This is a genomic window from Pantoea sp. (assembly GCF_028283705.1).
Classification (GTDB): domain Bacteria; phylum Pseudomonadota; class Gammaproteobacteria; order Enterobacterales; family Enterobacteriaceae; genus Pantoea.
On the sequence record NZ_JAPWKD010000002.1, the window covers coordinates 318,208 to 336,713 of the forward strand.

General features: G+C 56.8%; 19 protein-coding genes, 1 pseudogene and 1 riboswitch. Of the genes and pseudogenes, 5 read left to right on the forward strand and 15 right to left on the reverse strand.

Annotation, left to right across the window (positions count from 1 at the left end):
• Window position 1 precedes the first annotated feature (1 nt).
• The 3 genes from dusC to PW844_RS02520 all read right to left on the reverse strand — a co-directional run bounded on the left by dusC (window position 2) and on the right by PW844_RS02520 (window position 2,937).
• Window positions 2-955, reverse strand: a complete 954-nt coding sequence (gene dusC / locus PW844_RS02510; RefSeq protein ID WP_299446710.1) for a tRNA dihydrouridine(16) synthase DusC — start codon at window positions 953-955, stop codon at window positions 2-4.
• A gap of 4 nt (window positions 956-959) precedes the next feature.
• Entirely contained in the window at window positions 960-2,324 is a 1,365-nt protein-coding gene (rhlE, locus tag PW844_RS02515) for an ATP-dependent RNA helicase RhlE (RefSeq protein ID WP_299446713.1), read from the reverse strand.
• 220 nt (window positions 2,325-2,544) lie between these two features.
• Window positions 2,545-2,937 carry a YbhQ family protein gene (locus PW844_RS02520; RefSeq protein WP_299446716.1) on the reverse strand — a complete coding sequence of 131 codons (393 nt, stop codon included), beginning with the start codon at window positions 2,935-2,937 and terminating at the stop codon, window positions 2,545-2,547.
• A gap of 176 nt (window positions 2,938-3,113) precedes the next feature.
• Between PW844_RS02520 and PW844_RS02525 the strand changes: the two genes are divergently transcribed.
• Genes PW844_RS02525 through PW844_RS02535 form a run of 3 tightly spaced genes read left to right on the forward strand, consistent with a single transcriptional unit; the run spans window position 3,114 to window position 6,102 of the window.
• Window positions 3,114-3,875 carry an endonuclease/exonuclease/phosphatase family protein gene (locus tag PW844_RS02525; protein ID WP_299446719.1) on the forward strand — a complete coding sequence of 254 codons (762 nt, stop codon included), beginning with the start codon at window positions 3,114-3,116 and terminating at the stop codon, window positions 3,873-3,875.
• Window positions 3,872-5,116, forward strand: a complete 1,245-nt coding sequence (clsB, locus tag PW844_RS02530; RefSeq protein ID WP_299446722.1) for a cardiolipin synthase ClsB — start codon at window positions 3,872-3,874, stop codon at window positions 5,114-5,116. Before PW844_RS02525 ends, clsB begins: the two co-directional genes overlap by 4 nt.
• On the forward strand, window positions 5,116-6,102 hold the full coding sequence (locus PW844_RS02535) for a lysylphosphatidylglycerol synthase domain-containing protein (protein WP_299446725.1): 987 nt from the start codon (window positions 5,116-5,118) through the stop codon (window positions 6,100-6,102). The genes clsB and PW844_RS02535 overlap by 1 nt, the downstream gene beginning before the upstream one ends.
• Window positions 6,103-6,121: 19 nt before the next feature.
• Here the strand turns inward: PW844_RS02535 and PW844_RS02540 are convergent, their stop codons facing one another.
• From PW844_RS02540 to moaA, 7 genes are all read right to left on the reverse strand, one after another.
• Window positions 6,122-6,829 (reverse strand): Bax inhibitor-1/YccA family protein, encoded by a 708-nt coding sequence (locus PW844_RS02540; RefSeq protein WP_299446728.1) that lies wholly within the window; start codon window positions 6,827-6,829, stop codon window positions 6,122-6,124.
• 58 nt (window positions 6,830-6,887) lie between these two features.
• A complete protein-coding gene (locus PW844_RS02545; protein WP_299446731.1) occupies window positions 6,888-7,982 on the reverse strand; it encodes a DUF1615 domain-containing protein in 1,095 nt (364 codons plus the stop codon).
• 80 nt (window positions 7,983-8,062) lie between these two features.
• On the reverse strand, window positions 8,063-8,515 hold the full coding sequence (moaE, locus tag PW844_RS02550) for a molybdopterin synthase catalytic subunit MoaE (RefSeq protein WP_299446815.1): 453 nt from the start codon (window positions 8,513-8,515) through the stop codon (window positions 8,063-8,065).
• Window positions 8,516-8,517: 2 nt separating this feature from the next.
• Window positions 8,518-8,763, reverse strand: a complete 246-nt coding sequence (gene moaD, locus PW844_RS02555; RefSeq protein WP_299446733.1) for a molybdopterin synthase sulfur carrier subunit — start codon at window positions 8,761-8,763, stop codon at window positions 8,518-8,520.
• Entirely contained in the window at window positions 8,756-9,241 is a 486-nt protein-coding gene (gene moaC, locus PW844_RS02560) for a cyclic pyranopterin monophosphate synthase MoaC (RefSeq protein WP_299446736.1), read from the reverse strand. Before moaC ends, moaD begins: the two co-directional genes overlap by 8 nt.
• Before the next feature lie 2 nt (window positions 9,242-9,243).
• Window positions 9,244-9,759: a molybdenum cofactor biosynthesis protein B gene (gene moaB / locus PW844_RS02565; RefSeq protein ID WP_299446739.1), complete on the reverse strand. Its 516-nt coding sequence runs from the start codon at window positions 9,757-9,759 to the stop codon at window positions 9,244-9,246.
• Window positions 9,760-9,775: 16 nt separating this feature from the next.
• Window positions 9,776-10,762, reverse strand: coding sequence for a GTP 3',8-cyclase MoaA (moaA, locus tag PW844_RS02570; RefSeq protein ID WP_299446742.1), 987 nt, complete (start codon window positions 10,760-10,762; stop codon window positions 9,776-9,778).
• Window positions 10,753-10,885, reverse strand: a riboswitch (molybdenum cofactor riboswitch). It overlaps the preceding gene by 10 nt.
• Before the next feature lie 193 nt (window positions 10,886-11,078).
• Here moaA and yvcK point away from each other — a divergent pair.
• Window positions 11,079-11,981: a uridine diphosphate-N-acetylglucosamine-binding protein YvcK gene (gene yvcK / locus PW844_RS02575; protein ID WP_299446745.1), complete on the forward strand. Its 903-nt coding sequence runs from the start codon at window positions 11,079-11,081 to the stop codon at window positions 11,979-11,981.
• A gap of 35 nt (window positions 11,982-12,016) precedes the next feature.
• Here the strand turns inward: yvcK and uvrB are convergent, their stop codons facing one another.
• Window positions 12,017-14,038, reverse strand: coding sequence for an excinuclease ABC subunit UvrB (gene uvrB, locus PW844_RS02580; protein ID WP_299446748.1), 2,022 nt, complete (start codon window positions 14,036-14,038; stop codon window positions 12,017-12,019).
• Between the two features lie 896 nt (window positions 14,039-14,934).
• Here uvrB and PW844_RS02585 point away from each other — a divergent pair.
• Entirely contained in the window at window positions 14,935-15,651 is a 717-nt protein-coding gene (locus PW844_RS02585; protein WP_299446751.1) for an ABC transporter ATP-binding protein, read from the forward strand.
• Between the two features lie 5 nt (window positions 15,652-15,656).
• Here the strand turns inward: PW844_RS02585 and bioD are convergent, their stop codons facing one another.
• From bioD to PW844_RS02605, 4 genes and pseudogenes are all read right to left on the reverse strand, one after another.
• Window positions 15,657-16,328 carry a dethiobiotin synthase gene (gene bioD, locus PW844_RS02590; RefSeq protein ID WP_299446754.1) on the reverse strand — a complete coding sequence of 224 codons (672 nt, stop codon included), beginning with the start codon at window positions 16,326-16,328 and terminating at the stop codon, window positions 15,657-15,659.
• On the reverse strand, window positions 16,325-17,080 hold the full coding sequence (gene bioC / locus PW844_RS02595) for a malonyl-ACP O-methyltransferase BioC (RefSeq protein WP_299446757.1): 756 nt from the start codon (window positions 17,078-17,080) through the stop codon (window positions 16,325-16,327). The genes bioD and bioC overlap by 4 nt, the downstream gene beginning before the upstream one ends.
• Entirely contained in the window at window positions 17,061-18,215 is a 1,155-nt protein-coding gene (gene bioF / locus PW844_RS02600) for an 8-amino-7-oxononanoate synthase (RefSeq protein WP_299446760.1), read from the reverse strand. The genes bioC and bioF overlap by 20 nt, the downstream gene beginning before the upstream one ends.
• Window positions 18,215-18,506: pseudogene (locus PW844_RS02605) on the reverse strand (biotin synthase); the annotation flags it as partial. The gene bioF and the pseudogene PW844_RS02605, both read right to left, overlap by 1 nt.

The following is an 18,506-nucleotide window of genomic DNA, read 5'->3' on the forward strand; positions in this document are numbered from 1 at the left end:
ATCATATTTTACCCAGCGTCCTGGCATGACGCTCAATCGCCGTGGCAATCTCTGCCGAGACTTTCAATGTGCGAATTTCGCTGAACAGCCCATCGGCCTCGTGATACGCCTTACGCAGATAGCCCAGCCATTGCTTAATTCGTGCCACATGATACAAACCGGTATCGCCCTGCTTTTCCAGCTGAGTGTATTTCTGTAACAGCGTCACCACATCCGGCCACGCCATTGGGGCTTCGTTATACTTCACCACCCGGCTCAGGTTCGGCACGTTGAGCGCGCCGCGTCCCAGCATCACTGCATCGCAACCGGTGATACGCAGACAATCCTGCGCATCCTGCCAGTTCCAGATTTCACCATTGGCGATCACCGGAATGCGCAGACGCTGACGAATTTCGCCAATCGCCTGCCAGTTGATGCTTTCGGCCCGGTAGCCTTCTTCTTTGGTACGGCCATGCACCACCAGTTCGCTGGCACCCGCCTGCTGCACCGCATCGGCGATTTCGAAACAGCGCTCGCTGGAGTCCCAGCCGAGACGCACTTTGACCGTCACCGGCAGATGATCCGGCACGGCTTCCCGCATCGCTTTAGCTCCGCGGTAAATCAGTTCCGGATCTTTCAGCAGCGTAGCGCCACCGCCGCTGCCGTTAACCAGCTTTGACGGGCAGCCACAGTTGAGATCAACCCCCCAGGAACCCAGCTCCACCGCACGCGCGGCGTTTTCTGCCAGCCACTCGGGATATTGTCCCAGCAATTGCAGCCGCACGCGCGTACCAGACGGCGTACGGCTGTGGTATTGCAGTTCCGGACAGAGACGATAGAAGGATTTTACCGGCAGCAGCTGATCGACCACGCGCAAAAACTCGGTGATGCAAAGGTCATAATCATTCACTTCCGAGAGCAGCTCGCGCACCAGCGAATCGAGCACGCCCTCCATCGGCGCCAGTAACACCCTCATGGTCTTAGACGTTTCCGCTTTTCTTCGCTGCCGGGCGACGTGAACGAGCCGGTCCCTGACCCTGGCCTGCGCTCTGTCCCTGACGACGCGGTCCACGGTTTTCACCCTGCGGACGCGGCGGACGGCCTTCGCCCTGCGGACGTGGGTTACCACCCTGCCCCGGACCACGGCCACGACCGCGCTGCTGTTGCTGCTGACGACCATTCTGGATCGGCTCCGCTTTGATGTTCGGATCCGGTTCAAAGCCTGGCAGCGCAATGCGCGGAATTTCGCGCTTCAGCAAACGTTCGATATCACGCAGCAGTTTGTGCTCGTCAACGCAGACCAGCGACAACGCCGCGCCGGTTGCCGCCGCACGGCCGGTACGGCCAATACGGTGCACATAATCTTCCGCTACGTTAGGCAGCTCGTAGTTCACCACGTGCGGCAGTTCTTCGATATCAAGACCACGCGCCGCAATATCGGTCGCTACCAGCACACGAATGCCGCCGGTTTTAAAATCGGCCAGCGCGCGGGTACGTGCGCCCTGGCTTTTGTTGCCGTGGATCGCCGCAGCGGTGATGCCATCTTTATTCAGCTGTTCTGCCAGATGGTTAGCACCGTGTTTGGTACGGGTGAACACCAGCACCTGCTGCCAATTATCGCGACCGATCATCAGCGACAGCAGCTCGCGCTTGCGTTTCTTATCAACAAAATGAACCTGCTGCGAAACCTGCTCAGAAGCGGTATTGCGGCGTGCCACTTCCACCTGCTCCGGGTTGTTGAGCAGTTTTTCTGCCAGGGCTTTGATCTCGTCCGAGAAGGTGGCGGAGAACAGCAGGTTCTGACGTTTAGCCGGCAGTTTTGCCAGTACACGACGAATATCGTGGATAAAGCCCATATCCAGCATGCGGTCCGCTTCGTCCAGTACCAGGATTTCCACCTGGGACAGATCAACCGCATTCTGGTGCGCCAGGTCGAGCAGACGGCCCGGTGTCGCCACCAGCACATCTACGCCGCCGCGCAGTTTCATCATTTGTGGGTTAATGCTGACGCCACCAAATACCACCAGCGAACGCAGGTCAAGGTACTGGCTGTAATCACGTACGTTTTCACCGACCTGAGCAGCCAGCTCACGGGTAGGTGTCAGGATCAGGGCGCGTACCGGACGACGTCCGCGTGCCGGAGCCGCTTTCGCGGACAGACGCTGTAACAATGGCAGCGTAAAACCAGCTGTTTTACCGGTGCCGGTCTGGGCGCTCGCCAGCAGGTCACGACCAGCCAGCACCACGGGAATTGCCTGACGCTGAATTGGCGTCGGTTCGCGATAGCCCTGTTCTGCTACCGCACGCAAAATATCGGCGCTCAGGCCGAGAGAGTCAAAAGACATGCAGGTGTATTACTCCGAACCGCCCTGATCGCCGCAGGCGATGTAGTTTTCAGGGGGGATATGACGCAAGCCTGAGGCTCACGTGTGAAAAGGGCACAAACTACCATGCGTAAGGGCGCGAGTGTAGCAGCTTTGCGCCAGCAGCGCGACCCGCAAATAGCCATACATCATCGGCATAAAAAAAGGAGCCATCAGGCTCCTTTTCGTCAGAAGTGCGCAGTTAGCTGCGTTTCTTCTCCACGTGCTGCGCGGGCTCTTTGGCCAGTAGCGATACCAGCGCCGGTCCCACCAGCATCACCACACCCAGGCAACCCAGCAACAGGTTGTTATGGATGATGCGTGAAACCAGGAACAACGTCAGCATGGCTGCGCCGAAGTAGTAAGTGGTAGTCACCTCTTCCAGAGAATCGCCAAGCATACGCAAACGGGCACTACGCTGCGTGACCAGCATGGTGATAAACACCACAACATAAGCCGCCACCAGGGTACTGCTCACTTCAACCAGCGCCTTATGTTTCCAGCCCCAAACCAGCGCAGCAATGACCAGCAGATGCATGGCAATATGAACACAGGTTTGTCCGGTAACAATCTGAACACGATTAGACCATTTCATTCTCTTCTCCTGGCAGACCCAACAGGTCGCCCAAGTGTATCTGGCGCTAGCCAGACGGATTTCCTCAATGTAAAGCAAATTTCGGATAACGCCCTAATTTTCTGCTCTTTTCGCCACCCATTTGTGACAAAGACTACACTTTATTCTGTTGATGAAGAAAAGGAGCGCGTCCGAGTATGCCACAAAATGCGCACAGATTTTCATTTAAAGTCCTGACGATCAATACCCATAAAGGGTTCACCAGCTTTAACCGCCGCTTTATCCTGCCGGAATTACGCGACGCGGTACGTGCCACCTCGGCGGATATTGTCTTCCTGCAGGAGGTGATGGGCACCCATGCCATCCATTCATTACATATTGAAAACTGGCCGGAAACCTCACATTACGAGTTTATCGCCGACAGCATGTGGCACGATTATGCCTATGGTCGCAACGCCGTCTATCCCGAAGGACATCATGGGAACGCGATATTGTCACGTTTTCCGATTATTGCGTACGAAAATCGCGATATTTCCGTTGCTGGTGGTGAAAATCGCGGCATGTTGCACTGCAAAATCAGCCTGCCAGGGCAACCGCTGCCACTGCACGTCATCTGCGTCCACCTTGGCCTGCGTGAACCGCATCGCCGGGCGCAGATGCGTATGATGAGTGAGATGATCGCCTCGTTGCCGCCCGATACCCCGCTGGTGGTGGCCGGTGATTTTAACGACTGGCAGGTTCGCGCCAATAAGTTTCTCAAACGCCACGCCGGACTGGACGAGGTATTCAGCATTAAACATGGCCGTCCGGCGCGGACTTTCCCGGCGCGTTTCCCGCTGCTGCGGCTGGATCGTATTTATGTGCGCAATGCTTCCATCAGCCAGCCGTGGGCGTTACCAGTGCGGCCCTGGTCGCATCTTTCCGATCATGCACCGCTGGCCGTGGAGATCTCCCTGTGAATTTCAACTGGCGTGATGGCAATCAGCTACGCCTGCTGGAGAACGGCGAAGCCTTCTTTCCCCGCGTGATGGCAGCGATTCAGCGTGCTGAACGCACCTTGCTGCTGGAGACGTTTATCCTGTTTGAAGATCAGGTGGGTACGGCGCTCCATCGCGAACTGCTGGCGGCGGCCCAGCGCGGGGTCAGGGTCGAGGTGATGGTGGACGGCTATGGTTCGCACGAACTTTCCGCCAGCTACATCAATAGTCTGACCGCTGCTGGTGTGCGTTTTATCTTTTATGATCCCCGCCCGCTGGTGCTGGGGATGCGTACCAACGTGTTTCGCCGTCTGCACCGCAAAACCGTGGTGATTGATGAAACCATCGCCTTCGTCGGGGGGATCAATTTCTCCGCCGAGCACAATAGTGACTATGGACCGGAAGCCAAACAAGATTACGCCGTCGAAGTGAAAGGACCGGTGGTGCTGGATATTGCCCGCTATGTACAACAGGCTATCGGCAGCAAGCAGGTGACCCGGCGCTGGTGGGGAACGCGCTCGCATCGTCCGGCTTTGAATGCCCTGCCCGGCGATGCGCAGGTGTTGTTTGTCTTTCGCGACAACGATGACCACCGCGATGATATCGAACAGCATTACCTCGATATGCTGCGCAAAGCGAAACAAGACGTGATCATCGCCAACGCCTACTTCTTCCCGGGTTATCGCCTGCTGCGCGAGATGCGTCACGCGGCACAACGTGGCGTGCGCGTGCGGCTGGTGGTGCAGGGAGAGCCGGATATGCCGATTGTGAAAGTCGGCGCCGAGCTGCTTTACAACTATCTGGTCGATGCTGGCGTGGAGGTGTACGAATATTGCCGCCGCCCGCTGCATGCCAAGATTGCAGTGCAGGACAGCCAATGGTCAACGGTGGGGTCCAGCAATCTCGACCCGCTCAGCCTGTCGCTGAATCTGGAAGCCAATCTAATGATCCACGATCGCCGTTTCAATCAGACGTTGCGCGACAACCTGGAACAGTTGCTGCAACAGGATTGCGAGCGGGTACGCGATGATAAGCTGCCGCCGCGTACCTGGTGGCAACTGACCAAAAGCGTGATGGCGTTTCACTTTTTGCGCCACTTCCCGGCGATTGCTGGCTGGTTGCCCGCCCATACGCCACGTCTGGCGCAGGTTGCTCCCCCGGTACAACCGGAGCTGGAAACCCAGGATCGGGTAGAAACCGATAACGAAGGAGCCAAGCCCTGATGAGTAAAAAACATTCTCGCTGGCAGCGGGTGAAGAAAATTCTCACCTGGCTATTTTTCATCGCGGTGATCGTGCTGCTGGTGGTGTACGCGCGCAAAGTGAACTGGGACGACGTTATTGATGTGATCGTCAATTACAACCGCACGGTGATCCTCACTGCCGTCGGGCTGGTGGTGGTCAGTTACCTGACCTACGGCGTTTATGATTTGATTGGTCGCGCTTACTGCGGGCACAAGCTGGCCAAACGCCAGGTGATGCTGGTGTCGTTTATCTGTTATGCCTTCAATCTGACGCTCAGTACCTGGGTCGGTGGCGTGGCGATGCGCTATCGCCTTTACTCGCGGCTGGGTTTACCGGGCGGCACCATCACGCGGATTTTCTCGCTGAGCATCGCCACCAACTGGCTGGGTTATATCCTGCTGGCGGGTGTGGTATTTGTCGCAGGGATGGTTCCGATTCCCCAGGGCTGGTTTATTGGCGGCCAGACGCTGCGCATCATTGGCGGTTGTCTGCTGACTGGTGTCGCGCTGTATCTGTGGGCCTGTGCCTTTGCCAAACGACGTCGCTGGACGGTAAAAGGTCAGCACCTGCAACTGCCTTCACTGCGTATGGCGCTGTTTCAGTTCGCGGTATCCTGCGCCAACTGGATGGTGATGGGGGCGATTATCTGGCTGCTGCTGGCGCAACGGGTTGACTATCCGGTGGTGCTGGGTGTGCTGCTGATTAGCAGTATCGCGGGGGTGATTATCCATATTCCGGCCGGGATTGGCGTCCTGGAGGCGGTCTTCCTCGCGCTGCTCAGCGGACAACATGTGTCGCACGGCACCATTATCGCGGCGCTGCTGGCTTATCGCGTGTTGTATTTTATTTTACCGCTGCTGCTGGCACTGGTGTTGTATCTGTGGCTGGAGAGTCGCGCCCGGCATTTACGCCAGCAGAATGAACGTCGGATGGCGGAATCGACACCCTCGGAGAACGGCACCTGAACCCAGGTGCCGTTTTTGCCTAGCGGCGGTTACCGAAAATCCGTAGCAGCATCAGGAACAGGTTGATGAAGTCGAGATATAACGTCAGCGCGCCCATAATTGAGAAACGACGCAGGTTCTCTTTATCATCCACGTTGACCGTCTCACCAATCGCTTTCAACTTCTGGGTATCGTAAGCAGTCAGGCCAACAAACACCACCACGCCGATATAGGTGATGGCCCACATCAACGCCGGGCTTTTCAGCCAGAAGTTAACCAGCGACGCCAGCAAAATACCAATCAGCGCCATAAACAGCAGGCTACCAAAACGGCTGAGGTCACGTTTGGTGGTGTAGCCATAAAAACTCATGGCACCAAACATCCCGGCAGTCACAAAGAAGGTGCTGGCGATAGACGAATAAGTATAAACAAGGAAAATGCTGGCGATCGTCAGGCCGGTAAGCGCCGAATACAGCATAAACAACGCGGTTGCCACCGCGCCGCTCAGACGATGCACCATCCCGGACAGCACAAACACCACTGCCAGCTGCACAATGATCAGGCCAAAGAAGGTGATGCGGTTAGCAAACACCAGCTCCATCACTGCGGGTGTGCGAGCGGCGAACCAGGAAACAAACGCCGTCAGCAGCAAACCACAGGTCATCCAGCCATACACCTGCGCCATATAGGTTTGCAGCCCGGCCGAGGCCTGCTGCACGATTGAATCGTTACGTGGATATCGGTCCATGATGCACCTCTTAGTAGTTAGACAAACTCTGTAAGTGTGGAGCTTACGCCCCGCCGCGTCAACGGCGCGTCAAACACTGTTGATAACGGCTATCTACGCGCTGGGCAAACCAGGCGGTGGTGAGATTACGGGTAATTTTCGGGCTTTCCAGTTTAATGCCTGGCAGCATTTCACGCGGCAGACGTTTGCCCGCCATTTTGTCCGCCAGGGTGAAGAGCTGTTGCCACAGCACGCTGTCGCTGAAGTCGGGTTGCTCCCCCTTCTCCAGGTCGCGGCGAATTTCGCGGTTGCTCATATCCAGCTGCTTACTCAGCGTGCGCACCGCCAGCTCGGTTGATCCGGCCGCATCGCTACCGTATTGAATCAAATCACCGTCCAGCGCCAGTTTGATGCCGCTGGCGCGTGCCACTGCTGCCTGGAAAGCCGCGTTGCGGCTGGCGTACCATCCGGCATTGAAATCGGCAAAGCGGTACAGTGGCGCGGAGTAATCCGCCGGATAGCCCAGCAGATGCATGATGCCAAAATACATGCCACCGTGCCGGGTAAAGACTTCGCGACGAATTGTGCCATCCACCGGCCACGGATAACCTTTGGCGTGCGCCTCGGCAAAGGCGATGCTGACCTGCATCGGCCCTCCGGTGTGAATCGGGTTGAGGTTGCCAAACAATTTCTGGCCCATCGGCACCATATCGATAAAGTCATCAAAAATAGCGCTGAGCTCTTTCTCGCTGCGGACTTTGTCGAGACGCGCGGCATAGCTTTCACCGCTGGGGGATTTAATCAATAACGCGGTACGCACCACAAAGGCCGGAATATGTAGCTTCGCCGCGCGGCGATCGATTTCGCCCCAGGCGATTTTCGGCAGCCCCGGAACATTGGCATCCGCGCTAAAGTTGGATTCCTGATCGGCGATGGCGATCACCGCACACAGGTTACTGACGCTGGGATCCAGTTGCTGCGTGCGAAAGGCCGTATAGATATCGTCAGCCCAGTCGGCTTTCTGCGTGACATGACTGGGCAGCAGCTGGCGGATTTGCGCCTTGACGTCCGTTGGCTGGCGTACCGGTGCCTGCGGTGGCTTTTTGGTGCTACAACCCGCCAGCACCAGCAAGGCCAGTAACGCGGCGCGGTTGAGGATCACAGTGGTTTTCATCTCGTTCCCTGACGCAAACAAAAACCTTACCTTAACGTTTTCAGTGGCCTGCCGCCATCAGAGCCGGATGGTTTTGCGCGTTACTTCCAGCGCTCCGCTGCCTGATGGTCGCTATCACGCGCATCCACCCAGCGCTCACCTTCGGTAGTGGCTTCCCGCTTCCAGAATGGCGCGCGGGTTTTCAGGTAATCCATGATGAATTCTGCCGCCGCAAAGGCGGTGCTACGATGCGCACTGCTGACACCGACAAACACGATTTCGTCGCCAGGGAAGAGCGCGCCGACGCGATGAATCACCGATACCTGTTGCAGCGCCCAGCGCTGACGGGCCTCATCGACGATTTCCTTCAGCGCTTTTTCCGTCATGCCCGGATAATGCTCCAGCGTCAGTGCTGCCACGCTGTCGCCGAGATTGTGATTGCGGACTTTGCCGGTGAAGGTCACCACGGCGCCATCGCTGTCATGCGCCGACAACCAGGCATACTCCTGTGCCACGCTAAATGCCTCGTGACCGACACGAATGCGGGTTTCCATCATTAACCTCCGGTCACCGGCGGGAAAAAGGCCACTTCATCACCGGCGCGCAGCGGGTGGCTCATCGGCACCAAGGTTTGATTGACCGCCGCCAGCAATTTGCCGGATTCCAGCGCCAGCGCCCAGCGATCATTTTTCGTCGCCAGCGCATGGCGCAAAGCCGCCACATCAGCATATTCAGGCGTCAGTTCCAGCGCGCTGGTGCCGGTCAGCTCACGGACCTGAGCAAAAAACAGCACCTTAATCATGCTGCACCGCCTGAAAATCACCGGATTTGCCGCCGCTTTTGCTCAGCAGGCGCAGCTGGTCGATGACGATATCTTTTTGTACCGCTTTGCACATGTCATAGATGGTCAGGGCCGCGACCGACGCAGCGGTCAGCGCTTCCATTTCGACACCGGTTTTACCGGTGAGACGGCAGCGCGAAGTGACGCGCACCCGGCTGTGTTCCGACTCAGCCACCAGCGTCACCTCGACTTTGCTTAGCATCAGCGGATGGCACAGCGGGATCAGTTCCCAGGTGCGCTTGGCGGCCTGAATACCTGCGATGCGCGCAGTCGCGAACACATCGCCTTTATGGTGGCTGCCATCGATGATCATTTGCAGCGTTTCCGGTTTCATCAGCACCAGCGCTTCCGCCTGAGCTTCACGCACCGTTTCGGATTTGCCGGAGACATCCACCATATGGGCTTCGCCAGCGGCATTGATATGAGTTAACGAGGACATGCTTACAACTTCTTCAAATGAGAGACAAAATTACAGGGACGGGTACGTGCATCCAGTTGATCGACAATGATGCGTTCCCAGGCACTGCGGCAGGCGTTGCTGGAACCGGGTACGGCAAAGATCAGCGTTTGATTTGCCATACCCGCCACCGCGCGTGACTGTAAAGTGGCGCTGCCGATCTCTTCGTATGAGATCATGCGGAACAGCTCGCCAAATCCTTCGATTTCGCGATCAAACAGCGGCAGCAGCGCTTCTGGCGTACTGTTTTTGCTGTTAAAACCGGTGCCACCGTTGACGATCACCAACTGGACATCGTCGCTGGCAATCCAGCGCGACACCGTGGCGCGAATACGATAACGGTTATCCGGTACGATCGCGTGATCAACCACCTGATGCCCAGCTTCAGTTAGTGCTTCACGCAAATAATCACCTGAGGTGTCGGAACCCGCATCACGGCTGTCAGAAACGGTCAGCACCGCAGCGTTGATGGCAACAAAGTCGCCGGAAGATTTACCCATGGCCATAACTCCTTTGTTAGCCACCAATGAAGGAAAGATTTTGCGTAATACCGGTGTTGCCCTGATGCAGAAAATGCGTCTGTTTTTTCTGCCCAAGGCTGTAGGCGATGCGTGCCTGTAGCTCGTCCTGCTGATCGTCGGATGCCAGCAGATCACGCAGCGGGACCCCGCCGTCGCCAAACAGGCACAGATGCAGGTTACCGATCGCCGACACACGCAGGCGATTGCAGCTGGCACAAAAATCTTTGGCGTACGGCATGATCAGACCGATCTCGCCCTGATAATCGGGATGGCGAAACACCTGCGCCGGGCCATCGCTCCGACCGCGCGGCTGGCGCTGCCAGCCCTGCATAATCAGCTGGTCGCGGATCACCTCGCCCGAGATATGATGACGGCGGAACAGATCGCCGCCCTCGCCGGTTTCCATCAGCTCGATAAAACGTAGCTGGATCGGTCGGGTACGAATCCACTGCAAAAAGGTGTCAAGGCTGTGGCTGTTGACATCGCGCATCAGCACGCTGTTGACTTTCACCTGCGCAAAACCGGCCTCAAAGGCGGCATCAATGCCCGCCATGACCTGATGAAACTTGTCCTGCCCGGTGATGGCGTGAAACTGGCGGGCATCAAGGCTATCGACGCTGACATTAAGGGCCGTCAGCCCGGCAGCACGCCATTCGCGAACATCACGCGCCAGACGATAGCCGTTAGTGGTAACGGCTATCTGACGAATGGCGTCATTTTCGCGCACTGCGGCAATGATGTCGGTGAAATCACGACGTAAGGAGGGTTCGCCACCCGTCAGGCGCACTTTTTCAGTGCCCGCGGCCGCAAAGGCACGCGTCACGCGACGGATTTCATCAAGCGAGAGAAAACTTTTATTGCGCGTCCCCTGAGGTTTGTAGCCCTCGGGCAGGCAATAGGTACAACGGAAGTTACACACGTCCGTGACCGACAAGCGCAGATAATAAAAGCTGCGCGCGTAGCTATCTGTAAGTTGTGACACCTGAACACCTTTCCAAATACGGGAGATGCAGTCATTTCTTTCTGCACCCTGGCAGCTCTGGGCTGCGGCCTGGGCACCGTATCCGAAGACTTAGGTACACAGGCTAGAGTGTATGTTGCGACTCAAAGCAACACGGTTGCATGAATGTTAGCGCGATTTGTTGTTCGCTTCCATCAAGGATTTTCGCTATATATATTGATACATAACGTTTTTTCACCGCATTTTCGCGACAGGATACGTTAAAATAGCCGACAGATTTTGATACATATCAGTTTAACTGCTGCTCAACGGTTGAGCGTCAGTCATAAGGAGCAACATGAATCGTACCCTGGCAGATTTGGATCGTGTGGTGGCGCTGGGCGGCGGCCACGGTCTGGGTCGTGTGATGTCGGCGCTGGCACCGCTTGGCTCGCGTCTGACTGGTATTGTTACCACCACCGACAACGGCGGTTCGACCGGACGCATCCGCCGTTCAGAAGGCGGTATTGCCTGGGGCGATATGCGTAACTGCATCAACCAGTTGATCACCGAACCGAGCGTCGCTTCGGCGATGTTTGAATATCGCTTTACCGGCAATGGCGAACTGGCCGGTCACAACCTCGGCAACCTGATCCTGAAAGCGCTTGACCATCTCAGCGTTCGTCCGCTGGAAGCCATCAATATCATCCGCAACCTGCTGAAAGTGGATGCATTTTTGATTCCAATGTCCGAGCAACCCGTCGATCTGGTAGCCCAGGATAACGAAGGCAATATGGTGTACGGCGAAACCGCAGTTGATGAGATGAAGCAAGCCCCGCAGGAGTTGATGCTGCATCCCAACGTCATACCCACTCGTGAAGCGCTGGATGCGATTGGCGAAGCGGATTTGATCCTGATTGGTCCCGGCAGTTTCTACACCAGCCTGATGCCGATTCTGCTGATGGAAGAGATGGCGCGCGCATTGCGTCGCACCCCGGCAACCATGGTGTTTATCGGCAACCTGGGCCGGGAACTCAGCCCGGCCGCCGCCAGCCTGACCGTGGCGGACAAACTGGTGATCATGGAAAAAGCGATTGGTAAACGGGTGATTGATGCAGTGATCGTCAGCCCGGCGGCGGATATTCGCGGCGTAGAGGAGCGTTTAATCGTGCGCGAACCGCTGGAGGCCGCCGACATTAAATACCGACATGACCGCCAGCTGCTGCGCGTGGCGCTGGAGCATGCCATCCAGGCATTTTGACCTGAAAATTGCGCGACAAAAGGGGGCTCCGGTTATCAGGAGGCAGCGATAAACAGCTCGCGTAGTTCATGCAACTGGTCGCGTACCCGCGCTGCCTCTTCAAACTCCAGATTCTGCGCGTGCTGCTGCATCTGCCCTTCCAGCTCATGAATTTTCTTCTGCATCGCCTGCGGCGTGAGCGCCAGATAGCTGGCCTCGGCTTCAGCGGCGGTGCGCGATGCCGTTTTACCCTTGCCACGGGTTTTGACCACGTTTTTACCCAGTTCGAGAATATCGGTGATCTTTTTGTTCAGCCCCTGCGGCACGATGCCGTTTTCTTCATTGTAGCGCTGCTGTTTCTCGCGACGGCGTTCTGTCTCCCCAATGGCGCGAGCCATCGACGGCGTGATCTTATCAGCGTACAGAATTGCTTTACCATTGATGTTACGCGCAGCACGGCCAATGGTCTGAATCAGTGAACGTTCGGAGCGCAGGAAGCCTTCTTTATCGGCATCAAGAATCGCCACCAGCGACACTTCCGGCATATCCAGCCCTTCACGCAGCAGGTTAATCCCTACCAGCACGTCAAACTCACCCAGGCGCAGGTCGCGAATGATCTCCATACGCTCCACCGTGTCGATATCCGAGTGCAGATAACGCACCTTTTCGCCGTGCTCTTCCAGATACTCGGTCAAATCTTCCGCCATGCGCTTGGTCAGGGTGGTGACCAGCACACGTTCATTGATCTCTACGCGCTTGCGGATTTCCGACAGCAGGTCATCCACCTGGGTGGTCACCGGACGCACTTCGAGGATCGGATCGAGCAGGCCGGTCGGACGCACCACCTGATCAATCACTTCATTACCGGATTTCTCCAGCTCGTAGTTACCCGGCGTGGCCGAAACATAGATGGTTTGCGGGGCCAGCGCTTCAAATTCTTCAAAGCGTAGCGGACGGTTATCCAGCGCTGACGGCAGGCGAAAGCCATATTCCACCAGCGTCTCTTTACGCGCGCGGTCACCGCGATACATGCCACCAATCTGCGGAATGGTGACGTGGGATTCATCAACCACCAGCAGGCCATCGGCCGGGAGGTAGTCAAACAGCGTCGGCGGTGGCTCGCCCGGCCCACGTCCGGAGAGATAGCGCGAATAGTTTTCGATACCTGAGCAGTAACCCAGCTCGTTCATCATCTCGAGGTCAAACTGGGTACGCTGGGTAATGCGCTGTTCTTCCAGTAATTTATTGTTTTCCAGCAGCACCTGACGGCGTACCACCAGCTCCTTTTTGATCTCTTCCATGGATTGCAGGATGCGTTCGCGCGGTGTGACATAGTGGGTTTTGGGATAGACGGTAAAACGCGGCACCACCGAAACCACCTGGCCGGTGAGCGGGTCAAACAGTGACAGCCGCTCCACTTCTTCATCAAACAGCTCCACGCGCAGCGCGATATCGTCAGATTCGGCCGGGAAGACATCAATCACCTCGCCGCGCACGCGGAAGGTGCCACGCTGGAACACCTGGTCGTTGCGGCTATATTGCAATTCCGCCAGGCGGCGCAGAATACTGCGTTGATCAATGATCATGCCGCGCGTCAGATGCAGCATCATTTTCAGGTAAAGATCGGGATCGCCCAGGCCGTAGATCGCCGAAACCGACGCCACCACAATCACGTCACGCCGTTCCAGCAGCGCTTTGGTGGCCGACAGACGCATCTGCTCAATATGCTCATTCACCGACGCATCTTTTTCTATAAAGGTGTCGGAGCTGGGCACATAAGCTTCTGGCTGATAGTAGTCGTAGTAGGAGACGAAAAACTCCACCGCGTTATCCGGGAAGAACTCCTTCATCTCGCCGTAAAGCTGAGCCGCCAGCGTCTTGTTAGGAGCCAGTACCATGGTAGGCCGGTTAAGATCGGCAATCACATTGGCCACGGTAAAGGTTTTTCCCGAACCGGTCACCCCCAGCAGCGTCTGATGCGCCAGGCCATCCTCCAGCCCCTCTTCCAGACGACGAATCGCCTCAGGCTGGTCCCCTGATGGTTTAAAAGCGGAGTTGAGTTTAAAGGCTTTACTCATGGTTTTGCGGTTCCTGCTGGAGAAGTCGGCGGGCAGGCTGCTAATTCTACTCTGCCAGCGCGAATTTGCCAGTAAAAAATACTGGATATATTTACATATATGCTGCACGATTACGGGGAGGCGTGGCGACTCGCCGCAGTGCAATTTTAACAAGGACAGGTAACACCTTGTGGTACAAGGTTATCCCCAGAAAGGAGATGCTTTTAACATTTGTCAATAGAGCGTCATAAAATTGCAGTCTGATGACGAGCAAGATAATTCTCAGGCTTGATTTTAACTAACATGTTGATTTGTCAAATAATCGCTAAAAAGCCCAGTTTCTCAGCATAATGTATGCAGGCCGCGTATTTCCTCGCTTGCGCTCTGTTTTCAGTCTCTAATACACAAGGTTATCCACAGGAATAGTGGATAACTGATGGCAGCCCCGCCCCCATCGCCTGTGCATAATTTTCTCCGGCTTGTCCTGACGTGCGAAAAATTTTTTTTTGCGTTTATTTTTCTCACAACCCGCGCGGCATTAACTATTCTTTTTCCGTGCTGTGGGGGGGCTGCTGGATGAAATTTCCAGTAAATAAGGCCACTTATTCCTGCCGGTTCTGCCTTATGCCAGATCGGCTGCACCAGAATCGTTAAGCATTCAGCACCGCTAAAGTGCAGCCTTTTTATCACTCCGTGGAATTGTTAAGCGTTACTCAACTTTTAAGCCTGATTTTTGCCCGCCATTGATGCATTTTTCATCGCATCGGCAACCTGGCCTGAGAATTGCAGGTTTATCGATAGAGCATTTGTAACAACTCACTGATGGTGAGAGTGGCAATGATGAATCGTGTTTGACTGTTTGCCAGACGACACAGAGCGGAAGCATTCAGGCTAATTATCTGGAAGGAGAATGTCAGATGCTGAGTTTACGTTCGGTGAATCAGTTTTACGGTCAAAACCATATTCTGTGGGATGTGGATCTGGATCTGCCGCCCGGCACCTGCACTGGCGTGCTGGGGAGTCCGGGGATGGGGAAAACCACGCTGGTCAACTGCATTATGGGGCGGCTGCCAATCAACAGCGGCTCGATGACATGGCAGGAAGATGGCTCGCCACCCGAAGACTTATTGCTGCAACCGGCGGAGCAACGTGCACGCATGGGCATAGGCTATGTGCCTCAAGGACGTCATATTTTCTCGCAGATGAGCGTAGAAGATAACCTGCTGATTGCGTTGATGGCGGCGCAGGATGAGCGCAGCCGCGCTATCCCGGAAATGGTGTTTGATTTGTTCCCGGCGCTCTACTCACTGCGTCACCAGCGCAGTGGCGAGCTGCCGATGGATCAACAACAGCAGCTGGCTTTGGCACGTGCGCTGGTACTGCAACCGAAGCTGTTAATCCTCGACGAACCCACTGAAGGGATGTCACCCTGGCTCGAAGAGGAGATGGGTAACTTAATCCGCCGTCTGAACCGTGATTATGGCCTGACCATCCTGCTGCTGGAGCAACACGTCTCCTTTATTCGCCGCGTCGCTGACTACTTTCTGTTGCTGCATCGGGGTCGTAATGTGGCACAGGGCAAAGTGGCACAGCTGGATGATGTCACCATCAACAAATGGCTGACGGTGACCTGAGGGTTTTACTGTGGCAGTGTCAGGAAACGTCCGCACTCTGCCTGCTGAGCGTCATCCGTCAGGTACGGAATTTCGCCCAGGCAGGGTGCATCAATACGCTGACGCAGGGTTGCCAGATACTCCTGGTGACGTTTGCCCGGTGGCTGAATATCATTAGCGATCCAGCCGGCCAGCGATAAGCCACTGGCGCGCACGGCTGCGGCTGTCAGCATCGCATGGTTGATGCAGCCCAGTTTGATTCCGACCACCAGAATGACCGGCAGTTGTTCAGCGATCACCCAGTCGGCATAAGTCTGGGTGGCGGACAACGGGGTAAACCAGCCGCCAGCTCCCTCTACCAGCACCCATTCAGCCTGCTGCTCCAGCTGGCGCAATCCCGCTGACAGCTGAGCGAATTCGATGGGTCGCCCCTCTTCCGCACTGACGATATGCGGCGACGTTGGCTCGATAAAGGCCAGCGGATTGACCTGCTCATAACGCAGCGCCAGCGAACTGTAACGCTGCAAAGCCAGCGCATCGCTGTTACGAATCCCCTCGGCGGTGACCTCGCAGCCGGAAGCCACTGGCTTGTAGCCTGCGGTGTTCAATCCGGCTGCACTGGCCGCCTGCAACAGCGCCCCACTGGCCACCGTTTTTCCTACTTCGGTATCGGTGCCCGTAATAAACCAGCGTTTCATGGTGTTAATACTCCAAACATCAGGTGATAGCTGAGGCGATAACCCGCCTCATCTTGCGGCCAGCCCTGCTCCAGCCGGGCCAGTTGCGTGCGCGTCAGCAATCCTCCCGGCCGCCCGTCATGCAAATGGGTTGCGCCGATGCCCTTCAGTGAACGCATCGCGCTGAGCGCGCTGGGAAAGTGCAGCGTGATGGTCTGCTGCTGGCGTTTAAGCGAGAGATCGTGAGTGGCAGCGGCAATCTGCGTTGCACTGAGGAAACGGTTGGCATGCTGACGCCCATCCAGCTGCGCCCACGCCTGATGCACCTCGTGCAATGAACCGGACAACAGCGTGGAAAACAACACCGTGCCGCCCGGTCGGGTGACGCGTAAAAATTGCTGCAAAGCGGTGCGCAAATCGCTGCTCCACTGCACCGCAAGATTGCTCCACACGCCATCAACACAGGCATCCGGCAGCGGTAACGCATCAATATCGCCCTGCACATAATGCTGCGCCGAGTGCTGCTGTGCAGCGCTATCCAGCATGGCTTGCGACAAATCAAGCGCGGTCACTTCGCGCCCACGGTCACGCCAGTACCGGCTGTACCAGCCGGTGCCACATCCGGCATCCAGCAGGTGCGGACCAAACCCGGCCGGGGCCAGTGCCAGCAACGCATCGCCGCTCTGGCGTTGCAGTTCAGCATGCTGTTCATAATGCTGCGCTGCACGACCAAACGCCTGCGCAACCGCCTGTTTATTGACCTGTAGCGTCATACAGCGCCTCCAGCAGACGATCGATATCATCCGGGTGATGCGCGGCGGTTAACGTGATACGCAGCCGTGCGGTGCCCGGTGGTACGGTTGGCGGACGAATGGCGCTAACCCAGCACCCCGCCGCCTTCAGTCGTTGTGATAACGCCAGGGCTGCGCTGTTCTCACCCACCACCAGCGGTTGGATAGCGCTGGCCGAAGGCATCAGCTGCCACGGTAAATCGGCTGCACCGGCGCGGAAGCGAGCGATGTTGGCGTGCAGACGCGCGCGTAGTTCATCACCCTGTCGAATTTGCTGCAATGCGGCCTGCAACGCGCAACATTGCGCCGGAGGCATCGCCGTGGAATAGATCAGATGGCGGGCAAACTGTTCAACATAATCGGCAGTGGCGTCATCGCATAGCAACGCCGCGCCGCTGACGCCGAAGCCTTTGCCAAAGGTGACGATCAACAGTTCCGGTCGCACCTGCTGCTGCCAGCAGCTGCCGCGCCCCTGTTCGCCGGTGACGCCGATACCATGCGCATCATCCACCAGCAACCAACCGTTGCCACGCCGCGTTTCCGCTGCAATCTCTGCCAGCGGCGCGCTGTCACCATCCATGCTGAACACCCCCTCCGTCACCACCAGCGTGTTGCCCCCAACCGGCGTTGCCAGCATTTTTGCCAGGCTTTGCGGCTGGTTATGGGCGAAACGACGCAACAGCGCCGGGCTGTGGCTGGCAGCATCCAGCAATGACGCGTGCGCCAGCTTGTCGGCAAGGATGCGATCCGGTTTTTCCGCCAGCAAATGGATCACCGCCTGATTCGCGGCAAAACCGGAGATAAACAGCAACGCACGCCGATAGCCCAGCCAGTCGGCCAGCTCCTCTTCCAGCTGCGCATGATGGCGGCTGTAACCGGTCACATGGCCTGATGCCCCTGCTCCCGCACCCGACTCCGCCGCCCCCTGCTGCCACGCGGCAATCACCGCCGGATGCTGGCTCAGGCCGAGATAATCGTTACTGGAAAAGTGACAATAGCGCTGTCCGGCGACCGTCAGTTCGCGCACGCTGTTGTGCTCAACGCGCACGCGCTGACGCCAGCCATCAGCGGCGCGTCGCTCTGCCAGCGCCTGTTCGATGCGTTGCAACCAGCTCATTACACCGCCGCGTTGTAGAACTGTGGGGTATCAGCGTGCAGCAGTTGCTCACTCAGCTGAGACTGCTGTTCGTTATCACCGGCAGTGGTGGCGGTATGCTCCGGATTCAGCCCCAGTTTACGGAACAGAATCAGGTCTTTGTCTTCTTCCGGGTTCGGCGTGGTGAGCAGCTTGCAGCCGTAGAAAATCGAGTTCGCCCCGGCCATAAAGCACATCGCCTGGGTCTGTTCGCTCATCTGCTCACGGCCTGCCGACAGGCGTACGTGAGAAGATGGCATCATGATGCGCGCC